29 protein-coding genes are annotated in these 25,310 nt (G+C 70.7%); 17 read left to right on the top strand and 12 right to left on the bottom strand.

Going from position 1 to position 25,310, the window contains the following annotated elements; all coding sequences use genetic code 11:
* Nucleotides 1-22 precede the first annotated feature (22 nt).
* The 3 genes from ACFFHU_RS25665 to ACFFHU_RS25675 form a co-directional block, all read right to left on the bottom strand.
* A complete protein-coding gene (locus tag ACFFHU_RS25665; RefSeq protein ID WP_377342814.1) occupies nt 23-1,597 on the bottom strand; it encodes an FMN-binding glutamate synthase family protein in 1,575 nt (524 codons plus the stop codon).
* Between the two features lie 66 nt (nt 1,598-1,663).
* Nucleotides 1,664-2,884, bottom strand: a complete 1,221-nt coding sequence (gene fxlM, locus ACFFHU_RS25670; protein WP_377343486.1) for a methyltransferase, FxLD system — start codon at nt 2,882-2,884, stop codon at nt 1,664-1,666.
* A 369-nt stretch (nt 2,885-3,253) separates the two neighbouring features.
* Complete coding sequence (locus ACFFHU_RS25675; protein WP_377342815.1) at nt 3,254-3,817, bottom strand: TetR/AcrR family transcriptional regulator; 564 nt, start codon at nt 3,815-3,817, stop codon at nt 3,254-3,256.
* Between the two features lie 80 nt (nt 3,818-3,897).
* Between ACFFHU_RS25675 and ACFFHU_RS25680 the strand changes: the two genes are divergently transcribed.
* Complete coding sequence (locus tag ACFFHU_RS25680) at nt 3,898-4,806, top strand: zinc-binding dehydrogenase (protein ID WP_377342816.1); 909 nt, start codon at nt 3,898-3,900, stop codon at nt 4,804-4,806.
* Nucleotides 4,807-4,916: 110 nt separating this feature from the next.
* Here ACFFHU_RS25680 and ACFFHU_RS25685 read toward each other — a convergent pair whose 3' ends face one another.
* Nucleotides 4,917-5,876, bottom strand: coding sequence for a zinc-binding dehydrogenase (locus tag ACFFHU_RS25685; protein ID WP_377342818.1), 960 nt, complete (start codon nt 5,874-5,876; stop codon nt 4,917-4,919).
* A 49-nt stretch (nt 5,877-5,925) separates the two neighbouring features.
* Here ACFFHU_RS25685 and ACFFHU_RS25690 point away from each other — a divergent pair, with 49 nt between their 5' ends.
* Nucleotides 5,926-6,555 (top strand): TetR/AcrR family transcriptional regulator, encoded by a 630-nt coding sequence (locus ACFFHU_RS25690; protein ID WP_377342819.1) that lies wholly within the window; start codon nt 5,926-5,928, stop codon nt 6,553-6,555.
* A 153-nt stretch (nt 6,556-6,708) separates the two neighbouring features.
* Nucleotides 6,709-7,287 (top strand): kinase, encoded by a 579-nt coding sequence (locus tag ACFFHU_RS25695; protein ID WP_377343487.1) that lies wholly within the window; start codon nt 6,709-6,711, stop codon nt 7,285-7,287.
* 132 nt (nt 7,288-7,419) lie between these two features.
* On the opposite strand, the gene hemC is transcribed toward ACFFHU_RS25695, so the two are convergent.
* From hemC to ACFFHU_RS25710, 3 genes are all read right to left on the bottom strand, one after another.
* Entirely contained in the window at nt 7,420-8,358 is a 939-nt protein-coding gene (gene hemC / locus ACFFHU_RS25700; RefSeq protein WP_377342820.1) for a hydroxymethylbilane synthase, read from the bottom strand.
* Between the two features lie 92 nt (nt 8,359-8,450).
* Nucleotides 8,451-9,107: a GNAT family N-acetyltransferase gene (locus tag ACFFHU_RS25705; RefSeq protein ID WP_377342822.1), complete on the bottom strand. Its 657-nt coding sequence runs from the start codon at nt 9,105-9,107 to the stop codon at nt 8,451-8,453.
* Complete coding sequence (locus ACFFHU_RS25710; RefSeq protein ID WP_377342823.1) at nt 9,108-10,094, bottom strand: EamA family transporter; 987 nt, start codon at nt 10,092-10,094, stop codon at nt 9,108-9,110.
* A 45-nt stretch (nt 10,095-10,139) separates the two neighbouring features.
* On the opposite strand from ACFFHU_RS25710, the gene ACFFHU_RS25715 reads away from it, so the two are divergent.
* From ACFFHU_RS25715 to ACFFHU_RS25740, 6 genes are all read left to right on the top strand, one after another.
* Nucleotides 10,140-10,634, top strand: a complete 495-nt coding sequence (locus tag ACFFHU_RS25715) for a MarR family winged helix-turn-helix transcriptional regulator (RefSeq protein WP_377342824.1) — start codon at nt 10,140-10,142, stop codon at nt 10,632-10,634.
* A gap of 77 nt (nt 10,635-10,711) precedes the next feature.
* The gene (locus tag ACFFHU_RS25720) at nt 10,712-11,326 is read left to right on the top strand and encodes a sigma-70 family RNA polymerase sigma factor (RefSeq protein ID WP_377342825.1); all 615 of its coding nucleotides are present in this window, start codon (nt 10,712-10,714) and stop codon (nt 11,324-11,326) included.
* Nucleotides 11,323-12,063 carry an anti-sigma factor gene (locus ACFFHU_RS25725; RefSeq protein WP_377342826.1) on the top strand — a complete coding sequence of 247 codons (741 nt, stop codon included), beginning with the start codon at nt 11,323-11,325 and terminating at the stop codon, nt 12,061-12,063. The genes ACFFHU_RS25720 and ACFFHU_RS25725 overlap by 4 nt, the downstream gene beginning before the upstream one ends.
* 64 nt (nt 12,064-12,127) lie before the next feature.
* Nucleotides 12,128-13,669 carry a serine/threonine-protein kinase gene (locus tag ACFFHU_RS25730; RefSeq protein WP_377342827.1) on the top strand — a complete coding sequence of 514 codons (1,542 nt, stop codon included), beginning with the start codon at nt 12,128-12,130 and terminating at the stop codon, nt 13,667-13,669.
* Between the two features lie 22 nt (nt 13,670-13,691).
* Entirely contained in the window at nt 13,692-14,495 is an 804-nt protein-coding gene (locus ACFFHU_RS25735; protein ID WP_377342828.1) for a GVDTG sorting domain-containing protein, read from the top strand.
* Nucleotides 14,492-15,139: a class F sortase gene (locus tag ACFFHU_RS25740; protein WP_377342829.1), complete on the top strand. Its 648-nt coding sequence runs from the start codon at nt 14,492-14,494 to the stop codon at nt 15,137-15,139. The genes ACFFHU_RS25735 and ACFFHU_RS25740 overlap by 4 nt, the downstream gene beginning before the upstream one ends.
* Here ACFFHU_RS25740 and ACFFHU_RS25745 read toward each other — a convergent pair.
* Nucleotides 15,136-16,044 (bottom strand): LysR family transcriptional regulator, encoded by a 909-nt coding sequence (locus ACFFHU_RS25745; RefSeq protein WP_377342831.1) that lies wholly within the window; start codon nt 16,042-16,044, stop codon nt 15,136-15,138. The genes ACFFHU_RS25740 and ACFFHU_RS25745 overlap by 4 nt on opposite strands.
* A 112-nt stretch (nt 16,045-16,156) precedes the next feature.
* Between ACFFHU_RS25745 and ACFFHU_RS25750 the strand changes: the two genes are divergently transcribed.
* From ACFFHU_RS25750 to ACFFHU_RS25760, 3 genes are all read left to right on the top strand, one after another.
* Nucleotides 16,157-16,522 carry a DoxX family protein gene (locus ACFFHU_RS25750; protein ID WP_377342833.1) on the top strand — a complete coding sequence of 122 codons (366 nt, stop codon included), beginning with the start codon at nt 16,157-16,159 and terminating at the stop codon, nt 16,520-16,522.
* Between the two features lie 9 nt (nt 16,523-16,531).
* A complete protein-coding gene (locus tag ACFFHU_RS25755; RefSeq protein WP_377342834.1) occupies nt 16,532-16,660 on the top strand; it encodes a hypothetical protein in 129 nt (42 codons plus the stop codon).
* Between the two features lie 181 nt (nt 16,661-16,841).
* On the top strand, nt 16,842-17,870 hold the full coding sequence (locus ACFFHU_RS25760; RefSeq protein ID WP_377342835.1) for an alkaline phosphatase family protein: 1,029 nt from the start codon (nt 16,842-16,844) through the stop codon (nt 17,868-17,870).
* Nucleotides 17,871-18,072: 202 nt separating this feature from the next.
* Here ACFFHU_RS25760 and ACFFHU_RS25765 read toward each other — a convergent pair whose 3' ends face one another.
* On the bottom strand, nt 18,073-19,116 hold the full coding sequence (locus tag ACFFHU_RS25765; RefSeq protein ID WP_377342836.1) for a sodium:calcium antiporter: 1,044 nt from the start codon (nt 19,114-19,116) through the stop codon (nt 18,073-18,075).
* A 346-nt stretch (nt 19,117-19,462) separates the two neighbouring features.
* Between ACFFHU_RS25765 and ACFFHU_RS25770 the strand changes: the two genes are divergently transcribed.
* Nucleotides 19,463-20,143 carry an HAD family hydrolase gene (locus ACFFHU_RS25770; protein ID WP_377342837.1) on the top strand — a complete coding sequence of 227 codons (681 nt, stop codon included), beginning with the start codon at nt 19,463-19,465 and terminating at the stop codon, nt 20,141-20,143.
* Between the two features lie 42 nt (nt 20,144-20,185).
* Here the strand turns inward: ACFFHU_RS25770 and ACFFHU_RS25775 are convergent, their stop codons facing one another.
* A complete protein-coding gene (locus ACFFHU_RS25775) occupies nt 20,186-20,740 on the bottom strand; it encodes a YwqG family protein (protein ID WP_377342838.1) in 555 nt (184 codons plus the stop codon).
* Between the two features lie 271 nt (nt 20,741-21,011).
* Here ACFFHU_RS25775 and ACFFHU_RS25780 point away from each other — a divergent pair, with 271 nt between their 5' ends.
* The gene (locus ACFFHU_RS25780; protein WP_377342839.1) at nt 21,012-21,590 is read left to right on the top strand and encodes a DinB family protein; all 579 of its coding nucleotides are present in this window, start codon (nt 21,012-21,014) and stop codon (nt 21,588-21,590) included.
* 144 nt (nt 21,591-21,734) lie between these two features.
* On the opposite strand, the gene ACFFHU_RS25785 is transcribed toward ACFFHU_RS25780, so the two are convergent.
* Entirely contained in the window at nt 21,735-21,875 is a 141-nt protein-coding gene (locus ACFFHU_RS25785; protein WP_377342840.1) for a hypothetical protein, read from the bottom strand.
* 25 nt (nt 21,876-21,900) lie between these two features.
* Here ACFFHU_RS25785 and ACFFHU_RS25790 point away from each other — a divergent pair, with 25 nt between their 5' ends.
* On the top strand, nt 21,901-22,065 hold the full coding sequence (locus tag ACFFHU_RS25790; RefSeq protein WP_377342841.1) for a metal-sensitive transcriptional regulator: 165 nt from the start codon (nt 21,901-21,903) through the stop codon (nt 22,063-22,065).
* A gap of 19 nt (nt 22,066-22,084) precedes the next feature.
* Here ACFFHU_RS25790 and ACFFHU_RS25795 read toward each other — a convergent pair whose 3' ends face one another.
* On the bottom strand, nt 22,085-22,504 hold the full coding sequence (locus tag ACFFHU_RS25795) for a MerR family transcriptional regulator (RefSeq protein ID WP_377342842.1): 420 nt from the start codon (nt 22,502-22,504) through the stop codon (nt 22,085-22,087).
* Nucleotides 22,505-22,548: 44 nt separating this feature from the next.
* On the opposite strand from ACFFHU_RS25795, the gene ACFFHU_RS25800 reads away from it, so the two are divergent.
* Both ACFFHU_RS25800 and ACFFHU_RS25805 read left to right on the top strand, forming a co-directional pair.
* Nucleotides 22,549-23,163, top strand: a complete 615-nt coding sequence (locus tag ACFFHU_RS25800; protein WP_377342843.1) for a class I SAM-dependent methyltransferase — start codon at nt 22,549-22,551, stop codon at nt 23,161-23,163.
* A gap of 432 nt (nt 23,164-23,595) precedes the next feature.
* A complete protein-coding gene (locus ACFFHU_RS25805) occupies nt 23,596-25,218 on the top strand; it encodes a cellulase family glycosylhydrolase (RefSeq protein WP_377342844.1) in 1,623 nt (540 codons plus the stop codon).
* The last annotated feature ends 92 nt before the right edge of the window (nt 25,219-25,310 follow it).

Here is a 25,310-nt window from a genome sequence, read left to right on the forward strand (position 1 = left end):
TCGACCCCGTCGGGCCGGACGGTCAGCCTTGCGCGGTGGCCGACGGGGTCGCGCTTCCGCCCTGCGGTGCCGCCGCGGTCATGATGCGGACGATGTCGGCCCGGTCTGTGGTGGACGGCAGACCCCAGCCGGGCCGGTACCCGTACACCTCACGCAGTGGGGTGGAGGCCGTGCGGCCGTCGAGGATTTCCACGGCGTCGGTGTCGATGAGGCCGGGATGCTCGACGCCGCACGCTTCGGCGACCTTGATCAGGTCCCGCCGCAGGGTCTGGATGTAGTTGGCGACCCGGACCGATTTCAGTGTCGGGTCCAGCCCTCGGGCCAGCCAGGCGTTCTGGGTGGCGACCCCGGTGGGGCAGGTGTCGGTGTGGCACTTCTGCGCCTGGACGCAGCCGATGGCCAGCATCGCCTCCCGGCCCACGTTGATCATGTCGCAGCCCAGGGCGAACGCGACGACGGCGTTGTCCGGCAGACCCAGCTTCCCGGCGCCGGCGAAGACGATGCTGTCCTGCAGGTCCCGCTCGGCGAAGACCGTGTAGACCCGCGAGAAGCCCAGTTGGAACGGCAGCGACACCGAGTCGCTGAAAATCAGTGGCGCCGCACCGGTGCCGCCCTCGCCACCGTCGATGGTGATGAAGTCGACGCCGCGCCCCGTGTCGCGCATCAGATCGGCCAGTTCCACCCAGAAGTCGAGGTCACCGACGGCGGATTTGATGCCGACGGGCAGGCCGGTTTCGGCGGCGAGCAGTTCCACCCAGTCCAGCAGGCTGTCGCAGTCGGTGAACTCGGCATGCCGGGACGGGCTGACGCAGTCGCGGCCCGGGGTGATGCCGCGGGTCGCGGCGATTTCCGCGGACACCTTCGCCCCGGGCAGCAGACCACCCAGGCTGGGCTTCGCGCCCTGGCTGAGTTTGATCTCCAAAGCCCGTACGGGTGCTCCCGCGACCACGTCCTTCAGCCGGGGCAGGCTGAAGCGGCCCTGCTCATCCCGGCAGCCGAAGTACGCGGTGCCGAGCTGGAAGATCACATCCCCACCGTTGCGGTGGTACGGCGACAGGCCGCCCTCGCCGGTGTTCTGCATGCATCCGGCGAGCGCCGCGCCCCGGTTCAGCGCCTCGACGGCCTTACCGGACAGCGACCCGAAACTCATCCCGGAGATGTTGACCAGCGACGGCGGCCGGAACGCCCGCGCCCGGCCCCGGGCGGCGCCGAGCACCTTGGCCACCGGCAGCCGTACCTCCTCGCCGGCCGCCGGCGTGGACGTCGGTACGGCCCGGCCGAAGGTGCGGTGTTTGATGATCGGATAGCCTCGGGTGAACTCGAGGTCGTTGTCGGTGCCGAACCCGAAGTAGTTGTTCTCCTTCTTCGCCGACGCATACACCCAGCGGCGCTGGTCGCGGGTGAAGGGCCGTTCCTCGTCATTGCCGGCGACGATGTACTGCCGCAGCTCCGGCCCGATCGACTCCAGCAGGTAGCGGGCCCGGCCCAGAACCGGGAAGTTGCGCAGCAGGGCGTGTTCGCGCTGCAGCAGGTCGCGGGCGGCGAGCGCTGCGACGGCAGCGCCGGCCAGGGACGCGGCTCGGGTCGACCACTTCATGCTCGGCCTGTTTCCCCGCGCCGGCACCGCTCAAAACGATCTTCTGCTCCGGGGTCGGGACTGCGTTTATGAATGGCGACCCGGCCAGGCGACGGCGATGACGGTGTGCCGTCGGCGTACCAGCAGACGGGGACTGGCGCTCGGCGATAGCTGGGTTCCTGCCCGGTGGATCGTGATGTGCGGGTCGTCGGTGTGCCGGTGATGGCGGTCCCATATGCGGATGAGGTCCGTCATCTCCTGCGCCAGGTCGGTGCCGTGCGGGCCGAAGCCGTGGGCGCCGAGCTGCCACCTGCTGTCATCGGATCTTCGTACGGTGAGGTAGGCCAGGCTGTCGGGGGCGAGCAGGGTGGGGCAGACGAACCGGTCCTGGGGATCGAGCAGACCGGCGGTGCGTTCCCGGTCGACCGTGAGGACCGCGAAGGGCCGTGGTTGGCTGGCCAGCCACAGGTGCAGGGACTCGAATGCGGTGTTGTCGTCGGTGGCGAGGGCGACCGGTGACCAGGCCTCGGCCCGCGGCTGGTGGAGGGCGGCGCCGAAGGCGGTGGGGTTGAGGCTGGTGGCCTCGTCCAGTTCGAGGACGGCGTCCTCGCCGAGCAGGGAGAGGCGGTGGGTGGGGCTGTGGCCGTGGCCCTGCATAGGGACGAATCCGCACTGCAGGGCCGCGGTTGCGGTGAGGTGGTCGTCCTGGCGTCGGAGGGTGAGGCAGCGCGTGTTGGCGCGGATCCGCAGCGGTACGACCAGGACGCCGCCGGGGGCGAGCTGCGCGGTCCAGGCGGGTGGGATGTCGTTGGCCTCCACGGTGACGATGATGGCGTCGTAGGGGGCGCGGGCGGGGTAGCCGTGTTCGGCGTCGGCCGGGAAAACCTGCACGTGGAGGTAGCCGGCGCGCGTCAGCGCGGCGCGGGCGTGGCCAACCACGTCGGTGTCGATGTCGATGCTGGTCACCGCGCCGGTCGGGCCGACGATCTCGGCGACCAGCGCCGCGTTGTAGCCACCCGATCCGATCTCCAGCACCCGTGCCCCGGGCCGCAGTCCAGCGGTCTGCACCATGTAGGCCTGAAGCCAGGGCGCCGAAATCGAACTGGTTGCCTTCCCGTCGGCATCCCGCTTGGTGACCAGCGCCTCGTCGGCGTACGCCGCCTCCAGGCTGGTGCCGGGAGGGGCGAACAGGTGCCGCGGCACCGCACGGAATGCGGCCGCTACCTCCGGTTGAGCGAGCAGGCCTTTGCCCGTCAGCTGCTCCGCGAGCCGTTGACGCATGGTGGCGGCCGGGTCGGCGTCGATCATCCGGGTCAATGGCCGCTCCGTCGCTCGGCGGGTTGCTGTGATCGACCCGCTGGCTGCTGGCACGGCAATCGAGCGGGCAGGTCAGGCAAGGGTTCAGGTTCGGCATGGGCTACCTCGGCGTAAGAGCCCGTCGATCCAGTGTCCTAGATCTGGCGTAGGTCGCCCTCGCGCCGCGCCGTCTGCTCGAACTACTCATGACGCGGCCAAGGCACCCGTCAATCGATCAGCATGAGGCAGAGTGCGCCCATGGTGGTGCCGGCGACGATGTGGGACCGGCCTCGACAGGGTTGATCCTCCTTACGCCGCCGGTTGGGAGTTGGCGGCAACGTAGGGCCGGCGGTCGGCGGGTTGACCCGTGTCGGTGGCGCCTCAGTCGACGTCCCCGACGCGCTGGGCCAGGTCCCGGACGGCGATCCGTAGCCGCGGCACCCCGCCACTGGCGGTGATCCGGCGGACCAGTTCGCCGTTGTATCCGCCGAGCACGATGTGCGCCAGGAAGTCGGCGTCGGCGTCCGGGCGTAGCTCGCTCAGGAGCCCGCGCAGGTGCCGGTGCCATCTCTGGTACGTGGGATCGCTGTGTGGGTCGGCGCCGCAGGCCCGCTCGTGGGCGGCGATCAGGCGGATGTTCTGTGCGGCCAGGAGAGCCAGTTCGTCGACGAAGGCGAGCAGTCGCTGCCCGGGTGGGCCCCCCGGGCCCAGCGGTGGCGGCCCGGATTCCACGGCCGCGCCGAGCCGTGCCGCCCGTTCGGCGAGCAGTTCCTGGAACAACCCGGTACGGCTGCCGAATCGGCGAAAGACGGTGCCCTTGCCGACGCCGGCCGTCGCCGCGACCTGGTCGAGCGAGATGTGTCCTGGTTCGTGGTCGCGCAGCAGCTTGTCGGCGGCCTGCAGGATCGCCTGGCGATTGCGGGCAGCGTCGGCACGTTCGGCCATGGTTCCCCTTTGAACGGACCGTCGGTCCGGATAGTATCCGACGTCAAGCGGACTGTCGGTCCGGATAGCCTGGAGGAGCCGTGCGAGCGATCGTCGCCACCCCTGACGCCGGCCCGGGTTACCGGGCGGACGAGGTTGCCGAGCCCGTCGCCGGCCCCCGGCAGGTCCTGATCGAGGTCGCACACGTGTCGGTCAACCACGGCGAGGTCCGCTACGCGAGCGCGTTTCCGGCGGGCGCGGTGCTCGGGCATGACGGCGTCGGGCGCGTGCTACGCGCGGCCACGGCGAGTCCCGGCCCGCGCGTGGGCGCTCCCGTGATCGCCCTCGGCGCCGGCGCCTGGGCGCGGCGAATGGCTGTCGACGTCGACGCCGTCGCGGAGATCCCGCCCGGGATGGACGTCGCCGAGTTGGCCGTCCTGCCGACCGTCGGGGTGACCGCCCTTCGCGCCCTGCGCTCCAGCGGGCCACTCGCCGGGCGGCGGGTGCTGGTGACCGGAGCGTCCGGGGGAGTTGGTCGCCTCGCCGTGCAGTTGGCTCGCCGCGAGGGTGCCGAGGTGGTGGCGGTGGTCGGCTCTGCCGGCCGGGTGGGCGGCCTGACCGAGCTCGGCGCCGGTGAGGTCGTGGTGGGAATCGACGCCGTCGCCGGTCCCGTTGACGTGGTCGTAGAGACGGTGGGTGGAGACGTCCTCCCGGCTGCCTGGCGGATGCTGTCTCCGGGCGGTGTGCTGCACAGCGTCGGCTGGGCGTCCGGTGAACCGGCCACCTTCCCGGTGAACTCCACCTTCGCTTCCGGTGCGGCGCGGTGCCTGAGGTCCGTCGGCGACGTCGCCTCGCCGAGCCGGGACCTGGCGTACCTCGTGGACCTCGTCCGCGACGGCGCACTGCGTACCCCGGTGGGATGGCATGGTTCCTGGCGTCGCCTGGACGAGGCCGCGGCGGCCCTGCTCAACCGTCGGGTAGCCGGCAAGGTGCTGCTCGACGTGGACTGAGGTCGGCAGCAAGCAGGAGGGGAGTGGCGTGGGAGCGCCGGCCATCCTTGACCTGCTCTACGCCGTCAAGTCCAGCAGCGCCACGTCACCTCGAAGGAGATGCGGTCGGCTCACAGTGTCAGCACGATTCGGCCGACCACCTCGCCCGCGTCCATCTGTCGATGGGCCTCGGCGGCTTGGCCCAGCGGCAGAGTCTTGTGCACCACGCAGGCGAGGTCTCCGCGGGCGGCCGCGGCGAACTGGCCCTCCCGGATGGCGTTGCGGGCGGGACCGGGCACCGTGTTGAGACTGAACGTCGCGAACGAGCGGGAGCGCTGGAACGACGCCATCAGCTTGGTGCCGAAGTCCTCGGGTGGGTGTCCCGCGACCACGCCGACCGAGACCAGGCGGCCGTTGTCGGCGAGACGGTCCAGGAATGAGGGCATGTCGCGGCCGCCGACGATGTCGAGGATGACGTCGAACTCGGCGGGTGAGTCGGGACCGGCGCCGGCGCGGTCCAGCACCTGCGTGGCGCCCAGGGCGCGCAGACGGTCACCCCGTACGGGGGAGGAGGTTGTCACCGCGATCGGGGCGGAGGAGGCGGCCGCGGCCAGCTGGACAGCCATGATGCCGATGCTTCCGGCGGCGCCCCGCACCAGTAGCGAATCGCCTTCGGCGAAGTGGGCATGGGCCAGCGCGAAGTGGGCCACCGGCCCGGAGCTGCCCAGCGTCACCGCGTCGATCGGGGAGAGGCCCTCGGGCAGGGCCGTGGTGTCTTCGACGTGCGCGACCGCCTGTTCGGAGTAGGCGCCGCCGACCCCGGTGAACGCCCACACGCTGCGGCCGGTCCAGGCCGGATCGACACCGTGACCGACGGCGATGACGCGCCCGGCCACCTCACTGCCGGGGACGATGCCTTCGCGGAATCCGTAGCCGCCCAGGGTGCCGCGCCGGATCACGGCGTCGACCCCGCCGACGCCGATCGCCTCCGTCGCGACGAGCAGCTGGCCCGCCGCCGGTTCAGGGGACGGCACGTCGACCATGGTCATCCCGCTGGGATCGCCGAACCTCTCGATGATGATCGCCTTCATGCCCCGAACGTAACGGACGCCCCCGTCCACTTGGCTAAACTGAGACCTCATGGCCGACCGTTTGCCTCACATGCTCCGCTCGGACGCCCGCGACAACCGGGACCGCCTGATCGAGGCCGCCCGGGCCGCCTTTTCCGAACACGGGCTGGACGTGCCGATGCGCGAGATCGCCCGCCGGGCGGGGGTCGGGCCGGCGACGCTCTACCGGCGTTTCCCGACCAAACAGGCGTTGGTCGACGAGGCGTTCACCGACGAGCTGCGAGCCTGCAGCGGCATCGTGCGCGCCGGGTGCGCCGACCCGGATCCCTGGCGCGGGCTGTGCTCGATCGTCACCGACATCACCGAGCTCAACGTGCGCAATCAGGGGTTCGTCGACGCGTTCCTGTCGTCCTACCCGGGAGCGGTCGACTTCGCGGCGCATCGGGCGAGCATGCTGCGGTCGCTCGCGCTGCTGTGCCGGCGGGCGCAGGAGGCGGGTTCGCTGCGGGCCGACTTCGTCCTGGACGACCTGATCCTGGTGCTCATGGCCGGCCGTGGGCTGTGGGCGGCGGCGCCCGGCGTACGGGTGGCGGCGGCGCGGCGGTTCGCGGCGCTGGCGCTCGAAGCCTTCCGGGCCTCACCTGCGGGGACCGCCCTGCCGCCGCCGGCCCGGGTCGCCCGGGGCGCGGTGAGCGGGTGATGGGGCGCCAGCCAGGTCCGGTGCGGGGTGGCCCAGGTCCACGGTCACGAGGTCCGGCTCACCGTCGGTACGGCCAGTATCTAGCCGCGGCCGGCGCGCCCCCGGTTCGGTCGCGGAGCTGGTTGGGAGGATGGGCCCGTGACCGCGCCGGCGATGGTGGGAACGTGCGAGACGAAGCTGCTGGTGATCCGGGGCAACTCCGGTTCCGGCAAGAGCACCATCGCCCGGCAGCTACGGCACCGCCACGGCCGCGGCTGCGCCCTGGTCGAGCAGGACCATCTGCGCCGTATCCTGCTGCGCGAGCGTGACAAGCCCGGCGGTCTGGCGCCCGCGCTCATCGAGCAGAACGTCCGCTTCTGTCTCGACCACGGCTACCACGTCGTCCTGGACGGCATCCTGCACAGCAGCCGCTACCGCGACATGCTGACCCGGCTGCGCGATGCTCACCGGGGAACCTCGGTGTTCTGTTACCTCGACGTCAGCCTGTCCGAGACCCTGCGCCGGCACGCCACCCGGCCGCAGGCCAGCGAGTTCACCGAGCAGGACATGACCGGCTGGTACAGCCCGGGTGATGTCCTGGGCTGGACCGGCGAGGTGATTATCGGCGAGACCAGCCTGGTCGAGGACACCATCGCCACCCTCGTGGCCGCCGCCGGGCTGTCCCAGACCGGCCGCGACACCGACCTGCTCCCCGCCGCACCGCGACAGTCACCAGGTCGCTCGTACGAATAGGCGGGCCTCGGACCTGAGCTTGGAGAACTCGGGGTTGAGGCGCTTCATGTCCATCTGCGCCTTGGGGTAGTGGTGATTCCAGGTGGAGCCGGGGCCAGGTCGAGATCCACGGACTACGGGCACGGGGGTCGTCTATTCCGTCGTGGGGGCGGGCACGTCGAGCAGGTCGCGGGCCCCCTGACGGAGCAGGGCGGCGGCCACAGAAGCTCCGAGTGCGGTTGGGTCTGTCGCCCGTTGGTGCACGTCGAGCACTGTCTTGCCGTCGAGGCTGATCACCCTCGCTCGGAGGCTGAGGAGGCCATCACGTTCGGTACGGGCGAGTGCGGCGATCGGTGAGTGACAGGTGCCCTGCAGGATGTGCAGCATGGTCCGCTCGGCTGCGGTTTCCCGCATGGTCTTGGGGTCGGCGAGGCTCGCGGCGATCTCCCGCGTGTGGCTGTCGTCGTCGCGGCACTGCAGGACAAGGGTGCCGGAGCCGACGGCCGGCACCATCGTGTCGACGTCGATCGCCTCGGTGATCCGGGCCGCCTGCCCGATTCGCTGCAGCCCGGAAGCCGCGAGCAGCAGGGCGTCATAGGCGCCGCCGGCGTCAAGTTTGGCAAGTCGGCTGTTCGCGTTTCCGCGGATAGCCACCGGCACCAGGTGCGGCCAATGCAGGGCCAGCTGCGCGACCCGTCGGACCGCGGACGTGCCGATCCTGGTGCCGGCGGGCAGGTGATCGATGCGCAAGCCGCCTGGGTGTACGAGGCAGTCCCGTACGTCGTCGCGGGCGAGGTAGGCGGCCATGATGGTTCCGGCCGGTGCCGGCCTGTCGCCGGGAACGTCCTTGACGCAGTGCACAACAAGATCGACGTCTCCGGCGAGCAGGGACGCATCCACCTCCTTTGTGAACGCTCCCTTGCCCCCCAGCGCAGCGAGGTCGCCGTGCCACCGGTCCCCGCTGGTCGACATGGCCACCACGTCCACGGTGACCTCCGGGTAGCGGTCGGCGAGCATCGCCCGGACCCGCTCAACTTGGGCCAGCGCCATTGGAGAGTTACGGGTACCGATGCGCAGGCGGTGGGCGGCCATACCGGCGAGGCTAGACGGTTGGTGGCGAGGGTCCACGGCCAGGCGGGGGGCGCCAAGCGGCACTACGGCCGCCGCCTGGACCACCGGCCGACTCAAAGGCACTTCGACAACCTGCGGCCGGTCTCGACGTAGCCGATTTGCCGGTACAGCTCGCGGGCACCGTGGTTGTGGGTGAAGACGTGCAGGCCGATCGTCGCCGCGCCGTTGGCTCGGCTCCAACGCTCGCCAGCTTCCATGATGGCGCCGCCATAGCCCTTGCGGCGCTGGTCCTGCTCGACGGCGATGTTGTACACGAAAGCAGTGGCACCGGTGAGCCTCAACCAGAGGAAACCGACCCGGCGGTCGCCGTCGTAGGCGTACCAGAGGTGATGCCCCGCCGTCGCGGCGCCGTCGGGAAGCAGGGACCTGAATGTGTCGGCAGCCTCGGACGCCGCTGCCTCGGCCGGCACACCGGACCGGGTGACACTCCGCGCGAAATGCACCTCGGCATCCGCCTTCCATGACCCGAACTCTTCTTCGGTCATCCGCTCGAGCCGCACCGCCACCGTGGCGGCGGCTGGCGCCGAAATCGAGGATCGTCGGTCAGATGGGGTTTCACCGGTCATGGCCGCCATGCTGGCTGCCCATGCCTGGTGCTGTCGTCGGCCGAGGAACTGACCGGTGATACGTAGGCGGGCGTAGTCGCGGACTGCCGGCGGAGCCAAGCTCGCGTAGTTCCGCTTGCCGTCTTCGACGTGGTCAACCGGCACTCAACTCCCGATGTGTTCCGATGGACCGCGCTCAGCCGATCGTTCGGTCTTGCGGACGGGAGCCGACGATGCCTGCCGCCCCGGCGCGATCCGGCGCGGCGCTGGTGGCGTTGCCGGCGCCGGTGCCGCGGCGGGTGCCGGTCTGGCCTGGCCGGCGACGAGGGCGGCCAGCACGATGCCCGCGCCGGCCAGTTGACCAGCGGTGAAGCGTTGGTCGAGCAGCAGCCAGCCGGCGACGGTGGCCACCACGGGGCTGAGCAGTCCCAGGAAGGTCACGCTGGTGGCGGGCAGGTCGCGGATGCCGCGGAACCACGCCGTGTAGGCGATGGCCGTGCCGAGCAGCGAGAGGTAGAGGTAGCCGGCGACGTTGCGGCCGGTCAGGGCGGCAGGTGGCGGTCCCTCCATGAGCAGGGTGGCCGGCAACAGCACCAGACCGCCGGCGACGAGCTGCCATCCGGTGACAGCGAGCACCGGCGCCGGCGGCTTCCACTTCTTGCTCAGCACCACGCCGAGGGCCATGACGGCGGCGCCGCCGATCGCGGCCAGCACGCCGAGCGCGTCCAGCCGGGCGTCGGACCGCAGCACCAGCAGCGCGACGCCGACCACCCCGGCGGCCGCGGCCAGCATGGTCCGCCAGGTCAGCCGCGAGCCGAGCAGTCCGGCAGCCAGGACGGCGACCAGCAGCGGCTGCGCCGCGCCGAAGATCGCCGCGAGGCCGCCCGGCAGGCGGTAGGCGGCCACGAACAGCAGGGCGAAGAAGATCCCGATGTTGAGCGCACCGAGCACGGCGGCTCGCCACCACCAGGAGCCGCGGGGCAGCCGCCCGGAGACGGCGACCAGCAACAGCCCGGCGGGCAGGGCCCGCAGCAGCGCGGCCAGCATTGGCCGGTCCGGCGGCAGCAGCTCGGTGGTCACGACGTACGTGGTGCCCCAGACGGCCGGCGCCAGCGCCGCGGTCGCCAGCGGGGCGAAACGATTGTTTAGCACTAAGCCAAATTAGCTTAGATCTAAGGTATTGCGCTAGCCTGGGGTGTGCCCGACCACATTGACCGAGTCCTGGCCCAGTGGGCGGTGCAGCGGCCGGACCTGGACGTGTCCCCCATGGCAGTGCTTGGCCGGCTGTCCCGCGCCGCGCAACTGGTGGGGGTCGAGCTACGCCGCACCTTCGCCACCCACGACCTGGACCCCGCCTCGTTCGACGTGCTCGCCACCCTGCGGCGCAGCGGAGCGCCGTACCGGCTCAGCCCGTCCCAGCTGATGCGCTCGGCGATGGTCACCTCCGGCGCCATCACGCAACGCCTGGACAAGCTGGAATCCCGTGGACTGGTCCGGCGTACCCGCAGCACCGCAGACGGCCGGTCGGTGACGGTGGCGCTGACGGACGACGGCCACCGGCTGATCGACCGGGCGCTGCCCGACCATGTCGCCAACGAACACCGGATCCTTGCCGGACTCGATCCGGCCCGGCGGGACGCCCTCGCCGGGGCGCTGCGTGACCTGCTCACCATCCTCGACGACACCACCTGATATCCGCCACCCATCCGCGGCGGGCTGCGCTCCGAATCACCGCTTGAGCGGTACATTGCGCATGAAGGGCGGAGACGATGGACGAGCGCGGCACCAGCCGCCGGGCAGAGCACCTCAAGCCGGTGCCCAGCCCGAAATCGACGCCAGACATGGCGACGTTGCTACGAGACGTCTCCCGCGGCGACGAAAGGGCCTTCGGCGCCCTGTACGACATGGTCGCCCCTCGCATCTACGGTCTCGTCCGGCGGGTGCTCCGCGATCCGGCACAGGCCGAGGAGGTCGCCCAGGAGGTTCTCGTGGAGGTGTGGCGGTCGGCCCCTCGGTTCGACCCGGACCGCGGGTCGGCGACCTCATGGATCTTCACCATCGCCCATCGCCGGGCGGTCGACCGGGCCCGGTCCGAGCAGGCGGCCACCGACCGGACGATCCGGGCCGGCGCCGCCGCGATCGACACGCCGTTCGACCAGGTCGCCGACGAGGTCGCCGTCCGCCTGGAACGCCGCCAGGTGCGCAACTGCCTGGACGAGCTGACCGAACTGCAACGCGAAGCGGTCTCCCTCGCCTACTACCACGGCAACACCTACCCGCAGGTCGCCGAACTGCTGGGAGCGCCACTGCCCACGATCAAGTCGAGGATGCGCGACGGACTCGCTCGGCTGCGCGACTGCCTCTCCGCGGAGGTGACGGCATGAACCCGAACGTGCACTCCCTGGTGGGCGCGTACGCGCTGGACGCCGTTGACGACCTCGAACGCGCCGCCTTCGAACGGCACCTGCGCGACTGCGACGACTGCCGAGCCGAGCTCATCGAACTGCGCGAGGCGGCGGCCCGGCTTCCCGACGGGACCTGGGCGGTACCGCCGCCCCGGCTACGCGACTCGGTCCTGACCGCCATCGCCCACACCCGGCAGCTCCCGCCCACCGAACCGGCCGTCCCGCCGGCCGGGACACGGCCGTCACGCCGGATGCGGCTGGCCGCGGCGGCAGCCGTGCTGGTCACCGCGGTGGGCACCGGTACGGCGGTCTACGCGGTGCAGGACCACCGGGTCCGCCACGAGCACCAGCTCGCCGAGGCGGCGCAGGCCAGCGAGGCCAGGGTCCGCGCCATCCTCGCCGCACCGGATCTGGTGGTACGCGACCAGCGGCTCACCAGCGGCGGGCGGGTCACCGTGGCCAGCTCGCGACTCAACGACGCCGGAGTGATCATGCTGGCCGCAACGGGCGCCCCGGCGGCCGGTCGGGTGTACCAGCTGTGGACGATCCGCGGCGGCGTCCCGTCCTCGGTCGGCGCGCTTCACCAGGGCCAGTCCGCGGTCGTGCAGATCGTGGACGGCCTGCCCGGCTCATCCGGCGTCGGCGTCACGGTCGAACCCGCGCCGGGTTCGACCACTCCGACGGCCCCGCTGGACGCGCTCGTCAAACTCACCTGATCCGACCCATCCGCCCCGCCAGCGGTTCCGAATCCCCTGTACGTGACGGGATCGGAGTGAGGCGATGGACGAGCTGGTGGGCGGCCGGTACCGGCTGCTGGACCTGATCGGCTCGGGCGGCATGGGCCGGGTATGGCGGGCCCGCGACGAGCTGCTTGAGCGGTTCGTGGCGGTCAAGGAGATCACGGTCCCTTCCACCGCCCTGCTCGCCGCCCAGACGATGCGGGAAGCCCGCGCCGCCGCGCGGCTCGACCACCCCGGCGTGATCACCGTGCACGACGTCGTATGGCAGCGGGACCGCTCCTGGCTGGTCATGGAACACGTCGCGGCCCGCTCCCTGCAACAGGTGATCCAGACCGATGGGCCGCTGCCGCCGGAGCAGGTCGCCCGGCTCGGCGCCAGGGTGCTCTCCGCGCTGCGCAGCGCGCACGCAGCCGGGGTGCTGCACCGCGACGTCAAACCGGCCAACATCCTGCTCGCCACCGACGGGCGGGTCGTGCTCACCGACTTCGGGCTGGCCACCATCGGTGACCGGAGCGCCGGCGGACCGGACCCGCTGCTCGGCTCGCCGCACTATCTCGCTCCGGAGCGGTTGCGCGCTCAGCAGGCCGGCGCGCCGGCTGATCTGTGGTCGTTGGGAGCCACCCTCTACGCCGCCGTCGAGGGCCGGGCGCCGTTCGCCCGCGACAGTGTCGAGGCATCGCTGCAGGCGCTGCTCAATGACGATCCCGACCCGACGCGTCGGGCCGGGCCACTGGCCGGCCTGCTGCTGGCACTGCTCGACAAGAACCCGGACCGTCGTCCGGACGCGGCGGCGACCTCAGCGTGGTTGGCGACGGTCACCGGCGGGGCGCCCGTGCTGGCCCCACCGGCGCGCATGACCAGCGCCGCGGCCATCCCGCCGGCCGGGAGCGTCGCCCGGGGCCGCGCGGCCGTCCCACCGCGCCGGCGCCGTCGTCTGCGTGGCGTCGTGGTGGCCGGTGCCTCGGTCGCGCTGTGTGTCACGGGCGGCGCCGCCTACGCCGCCCGGTCCCATCATGTCGAGCCGGCCCGGCCCACCGCTGTGGAGTCGGCCGCCCCCACCGCCGCGCCCGCGGACCAGGCCAACGACCTGTGCGGCCCGGGCGCTGACCGGCAACCCGTCGCCGCGGCGACCACGCGCGTCCCGGCCGAACTCCCGCCGGGATGGATCTGGTTCCGCGATCCGACGGGGTTCGCGCTGGCGCTCCCCGAGGGGTGGCGGCGCTCCGCCGTGGGGAACGACGTCTGCTTCGCCGACCCCACCGGGCCGCGGGCGTTCACGGTGACGCAGTCGCCGGTGGTGACCCACCAACCGCTGGCCTACTGGCAGGCCCGGGAGAAGGACGGCGGGCTGCCCGGCTACCGGCGCATCAGCATGGGCGTCCTGCTGCTGCGACGCGGCGGCGCCGACTGGGAGTACACCTGGCGGCCCGATTCGGACACCACCCTGCACGAGCGCCGGGTCCTGATCGCGGTCTCCGACGGCCGTTCATACCTGCTGCGCTGGACCGTCGCCGAGCCGGGCTGGAAGGAGGCCCTGCCCGTACAGAAGACGCTCGTCAGTTTGTTCGCTTCAGCCCGTTGATCACATTCCAAAGGAGAATTTCATGAGATTCCGTCGCACCCTGTTCGCCATCCCGGCCATGGCCGCGCTGCTCCTGGCCACTCCGACCGCGGCGTTTGCAGACGAAAGTGTGCACGTCAAGCTGCTTGAGCTCAACAAGTCCGGCGCGAGCGGCACCGCCACGCTCACCGCCATGGACGACGGCGACCTCAGGGTCAGCATCCGCTCGACCGGCCTGGTGCCGAATTCGCCGCACGCCCAGCACCTGCACGGCTCCACCGGCGGCATGGACTTCCACTGCCCCGACATGTCCGCCGACAAGAACGGCAACGGCTACGTCAGCACCGAGGAGGGCATGCCGGTTTATGGCGACATCTTCATCTCCCTGACCACCAGGGGTGACACCGCCAAGGCCAGCGGCCTCGCCGTCGACCGGATGCCCGTCGCGGACGCGAAGGGAAACCTGATGTACGACCGGACGATCCCGGCCGCCGATCTGCCCAAGGGCACCATCGCACACCTCAAGGACCTGCACGTCGTCCAGCACGGCATCGACGCCAACGGCAACCACAAGTACGACCTCGCCGGTCTCGGCGAGTCCACCCTCGCCAAGTCCGCGGGGCTGCGCGGCATCCCCGAGGAGGCCACCGATCCGGCCCTGTGCGGCATGGTCTCCGGCGCCGCCGCGGGCTCGGTGCCGGTCGGCGGAGTCGCCACCGGCGATGGCAGCACCCGGCACGAGCCTGCCGTCTGGTACGGCGCCGGCGGCCTCGCCCTGCTCGCAGCCCTCGGCATCATCGTGGTCACCCGCCGTCGTTCGTTCGCCCTCAGCCGCGCGCAGCGATGACCCGTACCCGCGTCTACGCCCCGACGATCGCCGCTGTGCTGGCGGTCGTCGGGGCCGTCGCGCTGGCGATCGGCCACCACGACCAGCCGGCACCCGAGCCGCCCTTGAGCGGATCGCCCACCGCAGCCCCCTCCGCCGCCTCGACGAACGGCCAAGGTGTGCTCACCCGAGGCACTCTGCTGCCCACCTCGATCCCCACCCGGATCCGCATCCCCGCGCTGCACGTCGACGAGGCGGTGACCGGCCTCGGTCAAAACCCGGACGGCAGCATGCAGGTGCCTGCCGACGCCCGCACCGTCGGCTGGTACACCAAGGCGCCGACCCCCGGGTCCCTCGGCCCCGCGGTGCTCGCCGGACACGTCAACTACCACGGGGCCGACGGCACGTTCGCCCGCCTCTCCGCGCTGCGCCCCGGCGACCAGGTCCGGGTGACCCGTCAGGACGGCATCACCGCCGTGTTCGCGGTCAGCCACGTCGATCGTTACGCCAAGGACCGTCTCCCGGCCGACGCCATCTATGGCGCCATCGACCACGCCGGGCTGCGGCTGATCACCTGTGGCGGTGACTTCGACAACCACACCTTGCACTACGTCGACAACATCGTGGTCTACGCCGAACTCCACACGACCGCAGCCGGTAGCTAGCGCTGTGGGCCCGGGCGGTTGTCCAGGCAGCACCGGATGAAGTCCCGGACGACAGGGTCGGCGTCAGCCCCGGGCGGCCAGGCGACCCCGACCTGGCTGGGGCTGACGCCGGTGACGCTTCGGTAGGTGACGTCGGGGCGCGCGTAGTAGCGGGCGGCGGATTCGGGGGCCAGCGCGACGCCGTAGCCGCTGGCGATCGCGGTCAGCCAGTCGTCGGGCTGACCGCTGTCGGTGACGGCGCCGATCCGGACGGGCTGACCCTCCCGTTCGGCGGTGGCCAGCCACCAGTCACGCCACCAGCCGGTCTCGGCCGGGGCGGCCACGAACGGCTCCTGCCACAGGTCCCGGAAGGGTATGCGGTCCCGTCCGGCCAGCGGGTGGCCGACGGGCAGCACCACGCAGCGGGGCTCGGTGAACAGCGTTTCCACGTGCAGACCGTCCTGACCGGGAAAGGGCAGCCGCAGGAGCGCCACGTCGGTGTCGCCGTTCGCCAGTCCGCCGGTGGGGTCCGTCCAGGGGGAGGCCCGCATCTCGACCCGCCAGTCCCGGTGCCGAAGGGCGAAGGCGGCGATGATCTGCTGGGTGGCCTCGTTGGCGGCGCCGGCCAGGAACCCGACCCGCAGTACCCGAGCGGCGTGGCTCGAGGCGCGCCGGGCCTCTCGCAGCGCACGATCGAGGGCGGCCAGCACGGCCGGCACTCCGGCGGCGAGTGCCTGACCCGCCGCCGTGGGCACCATCCCCGCGCGGGACCGGGTGAACAGCCGCATGCCGAGGTGAGTTTCCAGCCGGCCGATCTGCTTGGTCAACGCCGGCTGGGACACGAAGAGCCCTTCCGCCGCGCGGGTGAGGTTCCCTTCCTCCGCCACGGCGGCGAAGTAGCGCAGCAACCGGGTGTCGAGATCCATGCCATCAGGTTATGGAAGCGTCTATTGGACGCGATCTCGCCCTGCGGCGAGGCTCGATCGGGTCAGCGGGCATCCGGCTGACTCCGTCACAGCCGCGTCGCGAAGGAGCACGATGTTCGCCGCCTACGTCGCCGTCACCATCGCCACGACCGTGTCCAACGCGTTCATTGCCGTCGCCGATCTCGCGCGGGCCCGGTTCGTCCTGGCCAACATGAGCGAGGTCGGCGTACCGCGGTCCTGGCTCGCGCCGTTGGGGCTGCTCAAGGCCGCGGGAGCGACCGGGCTCCTGCTCGGGCTGCTCGGCGTGCGACCCCTCGGCATCGCGGCCGCCGCCGGGCTCGTCGTTTTCTTCACCGGTGCTGTCATCACCCACGTCCGCGCCCGCGTGCTGCACAACATCGCCTACCCCGGCGCCTTCCTCGCCCTGGCCGTCGCGTCGCTGGCGCTCGCGTCCGCCGTCGCGGGGGAGGGCCGGTAGTCCTCCGCGATGCCTGGGAAAACCCCGCTGCTGGCCGGCCCACCCTCGCCGGTGCTGGTGCTCTCGCCCGGCCGTGTCGGCGGTGGGCTGCCCGGCATCGAGGCCGCCCACGGATTGCAGACCACCTGCAGCACGTGACCGTCAAGCGCGCCACGAGCGATGGCGCGACCCGGTCCATATGCGGGGCTTCGCCCAGATGGCCACGCTTCTTGCGCTTTCCATGGGGAGTTCAGTTCTGGTTCCTAGCGTCGATCGTGACCCCCGGCGGAAGGCTGCCGTGCCGGCGCCCTTCCGCCCACTACCTCTCGAGAGGTGCACAGTGAAGACCAAACTCCTCGCCGGCCTGGCCGCCGGCGTGGCCGTCGTCCTGGGCGTCGCCCTCGGCGCCAGCCAGGCGTCGTTCGCGCACCCCGCCCACCGGGACAAGGACGCGCACCACATGGACCACGTCTTTGTGATCATGATGGAGAACCACAGCCGGGAGCAGATCCTGGACCCGAACAACGCCGGTACGCCCCACCTGCGGGCGCTTGCCAGCACCTACGGGTCGGCGATGAACTACTACGGCGTCACCCAGCCGAGCCAGCCCAACTACATCGCGGTCACCTCCGGCTCCACCTGGGGCAGCGCGGCGAACAACAACAACCAGGGCCCGTTCCTGGACCACACGAACATTGTCGACCAGTTCGAGGACAACCACGTCTCCTGGAAGGCGTACATGGAGTCGGCGCCGTACCCGGGTTACCTGGGCGGTCGCTACATGGACCCCAACGGATCCGGAGCGTACGCGCCCGGGCACAACCCGTTCGTGCTTTACCCGAGCATCGTCAACAACCCGAGCCGGCTCAACAAGGTGGTCCCGCTGACCTACCTCGACGCGGACATCGCGGCCAACAAGGTGCCGGAGTTCGTCTGGATCACCCCGAACCTCTGCCACGACATGCACATGGGTCCGGGCTGCGACACCCTGGACGAGACCCAGCTCGAACAGCTCGGCGACAACTTCGTCGACCAGCAGGTCAAGAAGATCATGAGCAGCCCGGCCTGGACCGGCAACTCGACCATCTTCATCACCTACGACGAGGGCCCCGGCGGGGAATACTGCTGCGACTCGCTGCCGGTGACCGCCGGCGACCTGAGCAAAAACCCCGAGGTGCACGGGGGCGGCAACGTTCCGATGATCGTCGTGTCCCGCCAGGGGGCACGCGGCTACACCAACACCGTCAAGTACAACCACTACTCGTTGCTGCGCACCATCGAAGAGAACTGGAAGCTCGGCTACCTCGGTTTTGCCAGCGACTCCCGCCAGGTCAAGTCGCTCACCCCGTACCTGAGCAAGAACTCCTGATCGGGGGTGCCGCCGGCTGCGGGCCTGAGGCCTGCGGTCGGCGGGCGCCGACCACCGTCGGACACGCCGCCGCCCGCTTCGACCAGGCGGACCCGGTCGAAGCGGGCGGTGACCCGGACCGTGAGGTGAGCCGGACCTGCAACGTTTGCCCGGACCCGGAACGGCGCCGGACCCGGAGCGCTGGCGCAGCCCGCGACGTGACTCAGGCCAGTACGGGGATCAGCGCGACGGCGAAGGCAAGGTAGAAAAGGGCCGCGAAGGACAGGTTGCGCGGGGTGAACCGGCCGCTGCGTAGCAGGACCAGCAGGTAGACGATGGCCGCCATGGTGACGATGCCGGAGATCAGCAGCGCGGCGTCGAATCGCCAGGGGGTGAACAGCAGACCGAGGCCGCTGGGCACGGTGGCCTGAATCATCATGGCGCCGGAGATGTTCGCCAGCGCCAGCGAGGTCTTGCCCTGCCGGACCCAGATGATCGCATTCATGATCTCGGGCAGCTCCGTCGCGATCGGCGACAGCAGCAGCGCCGTGACCGCGGCGGGCAGACCCAGCATCGGGCCGATCGCGTCCAGCTGCCGGACGAACAACTGGGACGCGCCAAAGATGATCACCAGCGTGATCAGGGTCTGGGTCACGACCGCCCAGGTGGCGGGAACGCTGCGGCGCCGCTGCATCAGCAGCGGGTCCAGATCCTCACCCTCGCCGTCGGCGGCCGAGCTGCGGATCTCCTTCCAGAAGTACGCGGCATACGCGGCGAAGAACAGCAACCCGAGCCACGGCTTGATCGCGAAGGCCACCAGGCCCAGCGCCACCTTGACCACGAAGATCGTCAGGAACCACCGCTGGTCACGGGCCAGCCGGCCCAGGTCGCCCAGGCCGTGACCCGGCACCGGTCCGGCGCCGGCGCCGTCGGGCACCCCGGCGGCGACAGCGGTCGTCACCCTGGTACGGCGGCGCAGGAGCAGCATCACGCCGGTGACGCCGTAGGCGACGGTGGCCAACGCCAGCGGGCCGCCCATCGCGGCGCCCACGCCGATGTCCTTCTGCTCGGCGGAGTGGCCGAAGACCACGGCCACGAACGTCACCACGCTCTCCGGCAGTGCGGTGCCGAAGGCCGCCAGGATCGTGCCCACCGCCAGGGCCCCCACGTTCAGCCGCTGCCCCAGCCACTCCACGGCGTTGACGAACCACTCGCAGGACAGGTAGATGACCGCCGCGCAGACGACAAGCAACACGAAATGAATCACGGACCGAATTTCCCCTCCGCGCGGCCAGGGCGCGTCGGTCCCGGATGACGAAGGGAGCCTCGACGCCGCAGGCAACGCATTCGTCACCAACGGGTCGAAGGTCTCGTCCATCCCGGCGAGGGACCCGGCCACCGGGACCCCGCGACGGCGGGCTCCAGCATGTCGACGACCAGCGAGGGACTACTCCCCTTCGGTCCGGAAGCATAGCGCGACCGGCGGGAAAGGCCCGCATGCCCCCCAGAACGGCGGTGATGACGGACACGTCTACACCGGCGGAGCAGTCAAGTCCGGCCGGCCGGCGCCGCTGATCATGAGCGTCGCTCGCCAGCACGTAGAGTTGCTCCACATGCTTGCCTCGACCCCCCGCTTCTCCGCGGTGCTCTTCGACTGTGACGGTGTGCTCGTCGACTCCGAGGCGATCACGAACGGCGTGCTGCGCACGATGCTCCTCGAGCTCGGCTGGGAAATCTCCGAGCGGGACTGCATCCAGCTGTTCGTCGGTCGGGCGCTCAGGGACGAGTGGTCGGTGATCCAGGAGAACACCGGCTTCCGGATCGACGACGCCTGGCTGGCTACCTTCCGCGCCCGGCGGGACGCGGCGTTGCGGTCGGGTCTGGTCCCGATCCCCGGAGCCGAGGAAGCGGTGAGGGCCGTCGCGGCGCTCATGGATGACCGGTTCGCCTGCGTCACCGGGGCCGACCGCGGAAAGGTCGAGATGCAACTGAAGATCGCCGGGCTGGACGGGTACTTCGGCGCTCGGGTCTTCAGCGGTATGGAGGTGCCCAGGAGCAAACCCGCGCCCGACGTCTACCTGGCCGCGGCGCAGGCGCTGAAGATCGACCCGGAGGCGGCCGTCGTGATCGAGGACTCGGTCGCGGGTGTCACCGCCGGTGTGGCCGCCGGGGCAACGGTGTTCGGTTTCGCGCCGTCGGGCCCCACCCACGCCGCCCCGGAGGTGCTGCGGGCGGCGGGCGCCACCCTTGTCTTCGGGCACATGTCCCAACTCCCCGCGCTGATCACGACCTGATCACGCGGTCTGGCCGGAGGCGCACGGTCGGCGTACGGATAGTTAGCCGCACTGCCAGAGAAACCTGCCTTCGGTGCCGTCCGCCGAAACGAAGACGTAGCCGATTCCGGCGTCGCCGAAGTTGTGGCCCAGATGGTCGGTCAGCTGTCCGATCAGCCGCCAGTCCGGCCCAGGCGTCTGGTCCCCCTGCAACCACACCGGCTCGTCGCCCAGGAACTCCCACACCTCCTCGTCTCCGGGGACCTGCTGGGCCACCGGTAGGTGGTCCTCCACGGGCCAGGACGGGCCCACGCTCATGTCAGTCACAGTGAGGAAAGCCGGTACAGATCCCTCGGGCTGAACGATCACGGCGTTCTCGCCACCGTCGGGCTCCCAGGTGCCATCGACGTACTCGTCACCGTCGGTCATGAACAGGTAGGCCATCCGGACCTCGCCGTCGGCGTCGAGGCGGAACTGGCCGATGAACGTCATCGGCTCGCCGAGCGAACGTGACACCGGCCACTGCGGCGCCCGCAGCCACACGGGCTGTCCGCCCATCTTGGTGACCGGCATGCCGGTCATCCCGCTGCTGGGCTCGAACCGAACCGGACGACGCATGCTCGGAACTCCTCAAGGCTGGTCGGGGCCACCGGGGTCACCCTCGACAGTGGCGATGGGTCTGCCGGAGCTTATGAGACCCCTACGACAGCCAGGAACCGGCGCACGCCCGGGAACGTTGCCGGCCCGCACGGTGGGCGACAGATTCGCCTCACACCCGGTTCGAGGAGGCGGTCACCTGTCGCGCCCGCGCCGAGATCGGCATCCCAGCCACGGCGGAGGACTCGTTCGTCCCGTAAGCAGGACGACCGGCTGTGCGATCATGGCCGGCATGACGGACCTGGATGCCAAGGCCAACCTCCAGCAATACCTGCGGGAGGGGCGAGAGGCGCTGCTGGGCAAGCTCGATGGACTCTCCGAGTACGACGTGCGCCGCCCCCTCGTCCCGACCGGCACGAACCTGCTCGGGCTGGTGAAGCACACCGCGCTGGTGACCTCGGAGTACTTCGGTCTGGTCTTCGGCCGGCCCTTTCCCGAGCCCGTCGCCGCCCTGGCCGAGGGCGCGGAGCCGAACGCCGACATGTGGGCCACCGCCGACGAGCCACGAGACGAGATCGTCGGGCTCTGGCACCGGGTCTGGGCGCACGCCGACGCGACGATCGAGGCGCTCCCGCTCGACGCGCCCGGCGTGGTGCCGTGGTGGGGCGACGAGGCGGTGACACTGCACCTGATCCTGGTGCACATGCTTGCCGAGCTGCATCGGCACGCCGGGCAGGCCGACCTGACGCGCGAGCTGATCGACGGGCGGGTGGGGCTGCGGCGGCCCGGCGACAACCTGCCCGACGGCGACGAGGCGTGGTGGGCCGCGTACCGCGACCGGCTGGAGACCACCGCCCGCCGATTCGTCTGAAGGGGGGACCGCAGCACCGCTGCTCTCCGTCCGGCTCGATTCAGAGTGGGTCGATCGGGAACCCGCAGGGTGGTTCATGTATCGCACGGTGTCCGGCCGGTCCGACGCCGCCGGGCCCGGGCCCGACCGGGCGCCTCCGCCGAATCAGCGGAAGGCGTCGATATTGCGCGCGGCCCAGGCAGCGAAGGGGCGAGGCCGGCGGCTTAGGACCGCCGCGATGTCTGGGCTGATCCGCTGCTCCCGTTCGGTCGGCGAGCCGAGGATCGCCAGCGTGCCCTCGACCACCGGCCCGGGGGGTACCAGGGATCGCATGATGGAGCCCCGTCACCGGACTCCCGGTTACGGCGCCGGCAAGGACCAGTTGCTCGCCCGACTGCGGTGGGTCGACGGCCAGGCCCGCGGGATCGGGCAGACGGTCGAGAGCGGGGCCACCGAGCTGACTGCCGCCATCGGCCGCCTCGTGAAACGCGGCTGAGCCGCAGAACCTCAGGCGGTCACGGCGTTGAGGTGGCGCTGTCGGCAGTCGTGTGGCGCAGCTGCCGGTCCAAGGTCTCGATCAGGTGGGGGCACTGGCGGACGGGGTGGTGGGCCGGGCAGTCGATCGCGTGCTGCAGGAACCCACGGGCCGCCGTGGCCCGGGCGATCAGGAGCTCGAACGCGGCCATCTGTTCTCGCAGCAGGGACCGCCACTGATCGCTCGGCTGCTCCAGCACGGCCGCCGCGACGTCCAACCCCATCCCGAGTCGCTGCATCACCTGAACGAACGCCAGCTGGCGCAGCTCGTCGGGTCCGTACATGCGCCGTCCGTTGCGGCGCTCGGCCGGCCGAACCAGCCCGCGTTCCTCGTAGTAGCGCAGCGCGGAGGTGTTCATGCCGAGCCGGTGGGCGGCCTCACCGATGGGAACGAGCTCCATGCCCCATTTGACTTCAAGCCGGCTTGAAGTGCCAGCCTGGCCGGATGGAACGCCCTGCCTCGTCGGTCACCGGCCAACCGGTCACGTCTCCCTTCGCGATGCCCCGCGGCCTGCTCGGCCGTCTCGCCGGCCTGTTCATGCTCCGCGCCAACCGCCAGGATGACCTGCTCAACCTCCTCGACGTACGGGCGGGGGAGCGGGTCCTCGAAGTGGGCTACGGCCCGGGAGCGCTGATCCGGCTGATCGCCGAACGCACCGGGGCAACCCTTGTCCAGGGCGTCGACCCGGCACGGGAGATGCGGACCCTTGCCGCGAAGAACAACCGCGCCGCGATCCAGACCGGACGGGTCGACCTGCGGATCGGCAGCGCGGCCCGGACGGGCCTGCCCGATGGCAGCGTCGATCGCATCGTCTCGGTGAACACCGTGGCCATCTGGCCCGACCTGGACGCCGGTCTGCGGGAACTGCGCCGCGTGCTGCGCCCCGGTGGCACCCTGCTCATCGCCTGGCACGGCGGCACCGCCCCCTCGGCGATCGGTCGACGCCTGCGCCTACCCGAGGGCAAGCTCCACCGCCTCGACCAAGCCCTGCGGGAACACGTTGGCCCCGTCTCTCGCCACCCGCTCGCCGCTCTCGACGTCTTCATCGCCCGCGGATGACGGCTGGTGCAGCCCGGCCAGCCGCGCACTCCTGCGGGCGACCCGGAACCCCGGCAAGCACGCCAAGCCGCCTCGGCCTCCAGGTGTAGGCCACGGCGACGGATCTCGGCGGTGTCGCCGAGCTGAAACGACTCAGTAATCGGCGACCGACAGAGTGTTGCCCACTTTGGTCAGATAGATCGGGATCGTTGACACGCAGGTAACGCAGTGCTTCAATCTGATCCATCGTCATATGCTTATACGTTTAAGGCAGTTGGGGCCGGTCGGAGCTCTCGCCACCCGCTCGCCCGCTCCACCCGTCTCCCGCCACCGCGGCCCACCCGGACCGTGGTCAGTCCCGCACGTTCGCGATCCGGGTCCGCCCGACCCGCATCCTCCCGACGGACGTGCCCCTCCGATTCACAGGAGGTACCTGTGTCCTGTATTGCCCGAATGTGGCGAACGAGAGCGCTCGTCGCCCTGCTGCTGGTAGCTGCCGGCCTGACCGTCGCCGTCGGCGGCGGGGCCCGGTCGGCGCACGCCAACCCGGCCAACCGGCTGACCATCAACGGCCGGTCCGTGTTCCTCAACGGCGTCAACGTGCCATGGGGAGTCGACAAGTTCGGCTCGGACATCGGCTGCAACTACGACGCGAACAGCTTCGAGTCGATGTTCAGCAACCTGCAGGCGTACGGGGTGAACTCGGTGCGCTTCTGGGTGCACGTGGACGGCCGGTGCAGCCCCAGTTTCGACGGCAACAACGCCGTCACCGGCGTACCGGCGAACTTTTACCCCAACCTGGACGACTTTCTCGGTCGGGCCCGCAACCACAACGTCGCCGTGCTGCTCACCCTCTGGGCCCCGGAGCTGACCTTCACCTCCAGCGCCTACCTGGCGATCCGACCGGCCCGGACCAGTTTCATCAACGACTCCGGGCGCACCCAGAGCTACATCGACAATGTGCTGGTGCCGATGGCCCAGCGATACAACGACAACCCCGCGGTGCTCGGCTACGAGGTGATCAACGAGCCGGAGTTCACCACCGCGTCGGACGACGTGTGGGGGTCCGGCAACGGCAACACCGGGCCGGGCGACCGGGACCTGATCCAGCTCTCCACGATGCAACGGTTCGTCGCCCAACAGGTCGTCGCGCTGCACAAGAACACCTCGAAGTACGTGGTGGCCGCCGGCTCCGGAGCGTACAAGTGGCTCAGCGCCAACCACGTGGACGCGACGGTGGGCAACTGGTGGAGCGACGCGGCGCTGCGGGCCCAGGTCGGCGGCTCCGACCAGCAGTACGCGTACAGCGACTTCTACCAGGTGCACTGGTACGACTGGGAGAAGGGCGACAGTTACGACTTCTCCCCCTGGGAGGGTCGCGGCCCGACGTTCTACAACAGCGACGACAAGCCGGTGGTGATCGGTGAGATGCCGGCCAAGGACGACGCCTACTTCACCCGGGACACCAAGATCAACGATACGTACAACCTCGGCTACCTCGGGTACTTCTTCTGGTCGTACAACGGGATCGACGGCTATGGCGGGTGGGCCGACATCAAGGACAAGCTGAAGGCGTTCCACGACGCGCACGCCGGCGAGGTCGACCTCGACCTGGGCGGCTCCGGCAACACCGGCGGCTCCGGCAACCCCGGCGGGACCGGCGGCGGCAACACCCGCAGCGGCTCCTGGGCGGCGAAGCTGGCCGCCCAGGGCGGGTGGCGCAACCTCACCCAGATCCCGAACGTCAGCGGCAACACCTCGTACACCGCGACCGTTTACCTGCGCGGCTCCGGCACGATCGACTTCCGGATCCACGCCGGTGAGTGGGGCGCCGAGCTCGGCGGCAACCGCTGCACCGCGACCGGATCCTGGCAGCCCTGTCAGATCATTTTCGACTCTGGCGGCAACAACCGGGTGACCTTCCGACTGACCGACTCCACGTCCGGTGGCACCATCTACCTGGACGACGCGTCGCTCAGCAGCGGTGGGGGCAACCTGCTCAACAACGGTGACTTCGAGCAGGGCGCCTCGTCGTGGGGCGTGGAGAGCCCGTTCGCCATCGTGCAGAACCCGTGACAGGCGGTGGGAGCGAAGCTGTCCCCGGCTTCGCTCCCACCGGCGCGACCGGATCGGAGCGCCGGTCAGCCCTTCACCGCACCCTGGCTGAG

The sequence above is a fragment of the Plantactinospora siamensis genome (assembly GCF_042434095.1).
Taxonomy (GTDB): domain Bacteria; phylum Actinomycetota; class Actinomycetes; order Mycobacteriales; family Micromonosporaceae; genus KBS50.

What these genes read in the sequence shown, in the direction of transcription:
- fxlM (WP_377343486.1), bottom strand. Translation starts at nt 2,884, where the DNA reads ATGATCGACGCCGACCCGGCCGCCACCATGCGTCAACGGCTCGCGGAG.
- ACFFHU_RS25735 (WP_377342828.1), top strand. Translation starts at nt 13,692, where the DNA reads ATGAGATTCCGTCGCACCCTGTTCGCCATCCCGGCCATGGCCGCGCTG.
- ACFFHU_RS25750 (WP_377342833.1), top strand. Translation starts at nt 16,157, where the DNA reads ATGTTCGCCGCCTACGTCGCCGTCACCATCGCCACGACCGTGTCCAAC.
- ACFFHU_RS25790 (WP_377342841.1), top strand. Translation starts at nt 21,901, where the DNA reads ATGATGGAGCCCCGTCACCGGACTCCCGGTTACGGCGCCGGCAAGGAC.
- ACFFHU_RS25675 (WP_377342815.1), bottom strand. Translation starts at nt 3,817, where the DNA reads ATGGCCGAACGTGCCGACGCTGCCCGCAATCGCCAGGCGATCCTGCAG.
- ACFFHU_RS25695 (WP_377343487.1), top strand. Translation starts at nt 6,709, where the DNA reads ATGGTGGGAACGTGCGAGACGAAGCTGCTGGTGATCCGGGGCAACTCC.
- ACFFHU_RS25775 (WP_377342838.1), bottom strand. Translation starts at nt 20,740, where the DNA reads ATGCGTCGTCCGGTTCGGTTCGAGCCCAGCAGCGGGATGACCGGCATG.
- ACFFHU_RS25740 (WP_377342829.1), top strand. Translation starts at nt 14,492, where the DNA reads ATGACCCGTACCCGCGTCTACGCCCCGACGATCGCCGCTGTGCTGGCG.
- ACFFHU_RS25770 (WP_377342837.1), top strand. Translation starts at nt 19,463, where the DNA reads ATGCTTGCCTCGACCCCCCGCTTCTCCGCGGTGCTCTTCGACTGTGAC.
- ACFFHU_RS25690 (WP_377342819.1), top strand. Translation starts at nt 5,926, where the DNA reads ATGGCCGACCGTTTGCCTCACATGCTCCGCTCGGACGCCCGCGACAAC.
- ACFFHU_RS25745 (WP_377342831.1), bottom strand. Translation starts at nt 16,044, where the DNA reads ATGGATCTCGACACCCGGTTGCTGCGCTACTTCGCCGCCGTGGCGGAG.
- ACFFHU_RS25755 (WP_377342834.1), top strand. Translation starts at nt 16,532, where the DNA reads ATGCCTGGGAAAACCCCGCTGCTGGCCGGCCCACCCTCGCCGGTGCTG.
- ACFFHU_RS25685 (WP_377342818.1), bottom strand. Translation starts at nt 5,876, where the DNA reads ATGAAGGCGATCATCATCGAGAGGTTCGGCGATCCCAGCGGGATGACC.
- ACFFHU_RS25720 (WP_377342825.1), top strand. Translation starts at nt 10,712, where the DNA reads ATGGACGAGCGCGGCACCAGCCGCCGGGCAGAGCACCTCAAGCCGGTG.
- ACFFHU_RS25725 (WP_377342826.1), top strand. Translation starts at nt 11,323, where the DNA reads ATGAACCCGAACGTGCACTCCCTGGTGGGCGCGTACGCGCTGGACGCC.
- ACFFHU_RS25805 (WP_377342844.1), top strand. Translation starts at nt 23,596, where the DNA reads ATGTGGCGAACGAGAGCGCTCGTCGCCCTGCTGCTGGTAGCTGCCGGC.
- ACFFHU_RS25795 (WP_377342842.1), bottom strand. Translation starts at nt 22,504, where the DNA reads ATGGAGCTCGTTCCCATCGGTGAGGCCGCCCACCGGCTCGGCATGAAC.
- ACFFHU_RS25730 (WP_377342827.1), top strand. Translation starts at nt 12,128, where the DNA reads ATGGACGAGCTGGTGGGCGGCCGGTACCGGCTGCTGGACCTGATCGGC.
- ACFFHU_RS25800 (WP_377342843.1), top strand. Translation starts at nt 22,549, where the DNA reads ATGGAACGCCCTGCCTCGTCGGTCACCGGCCAACCGGTCACGTCTCCC.
- hemC (WP_377342820.1), bottom strand. Translation starts at nt 8,358, where the DNA reads ATGGCCGCCCACCGCCTGCGCATCGGTACCCGTAACTCTCCAATGGCG.
- ACFFHU_RS25665 (WP_377342814.1), bottom strand. Translation starts at nt 1,597, where the DNA reads ATGAAGTGGTCGACCCGAGCCGCGTCCCTGGCCGGCGCTGCCGTCGCA.
- ACFFHU_RS25780 (WP_377342839.1), top strand. Translation starts at nt 21,012, where the DNA reads ATGACGGACCTGGATGCCAAGGCCAACCTCCAGCAATACCTGCGGGAG.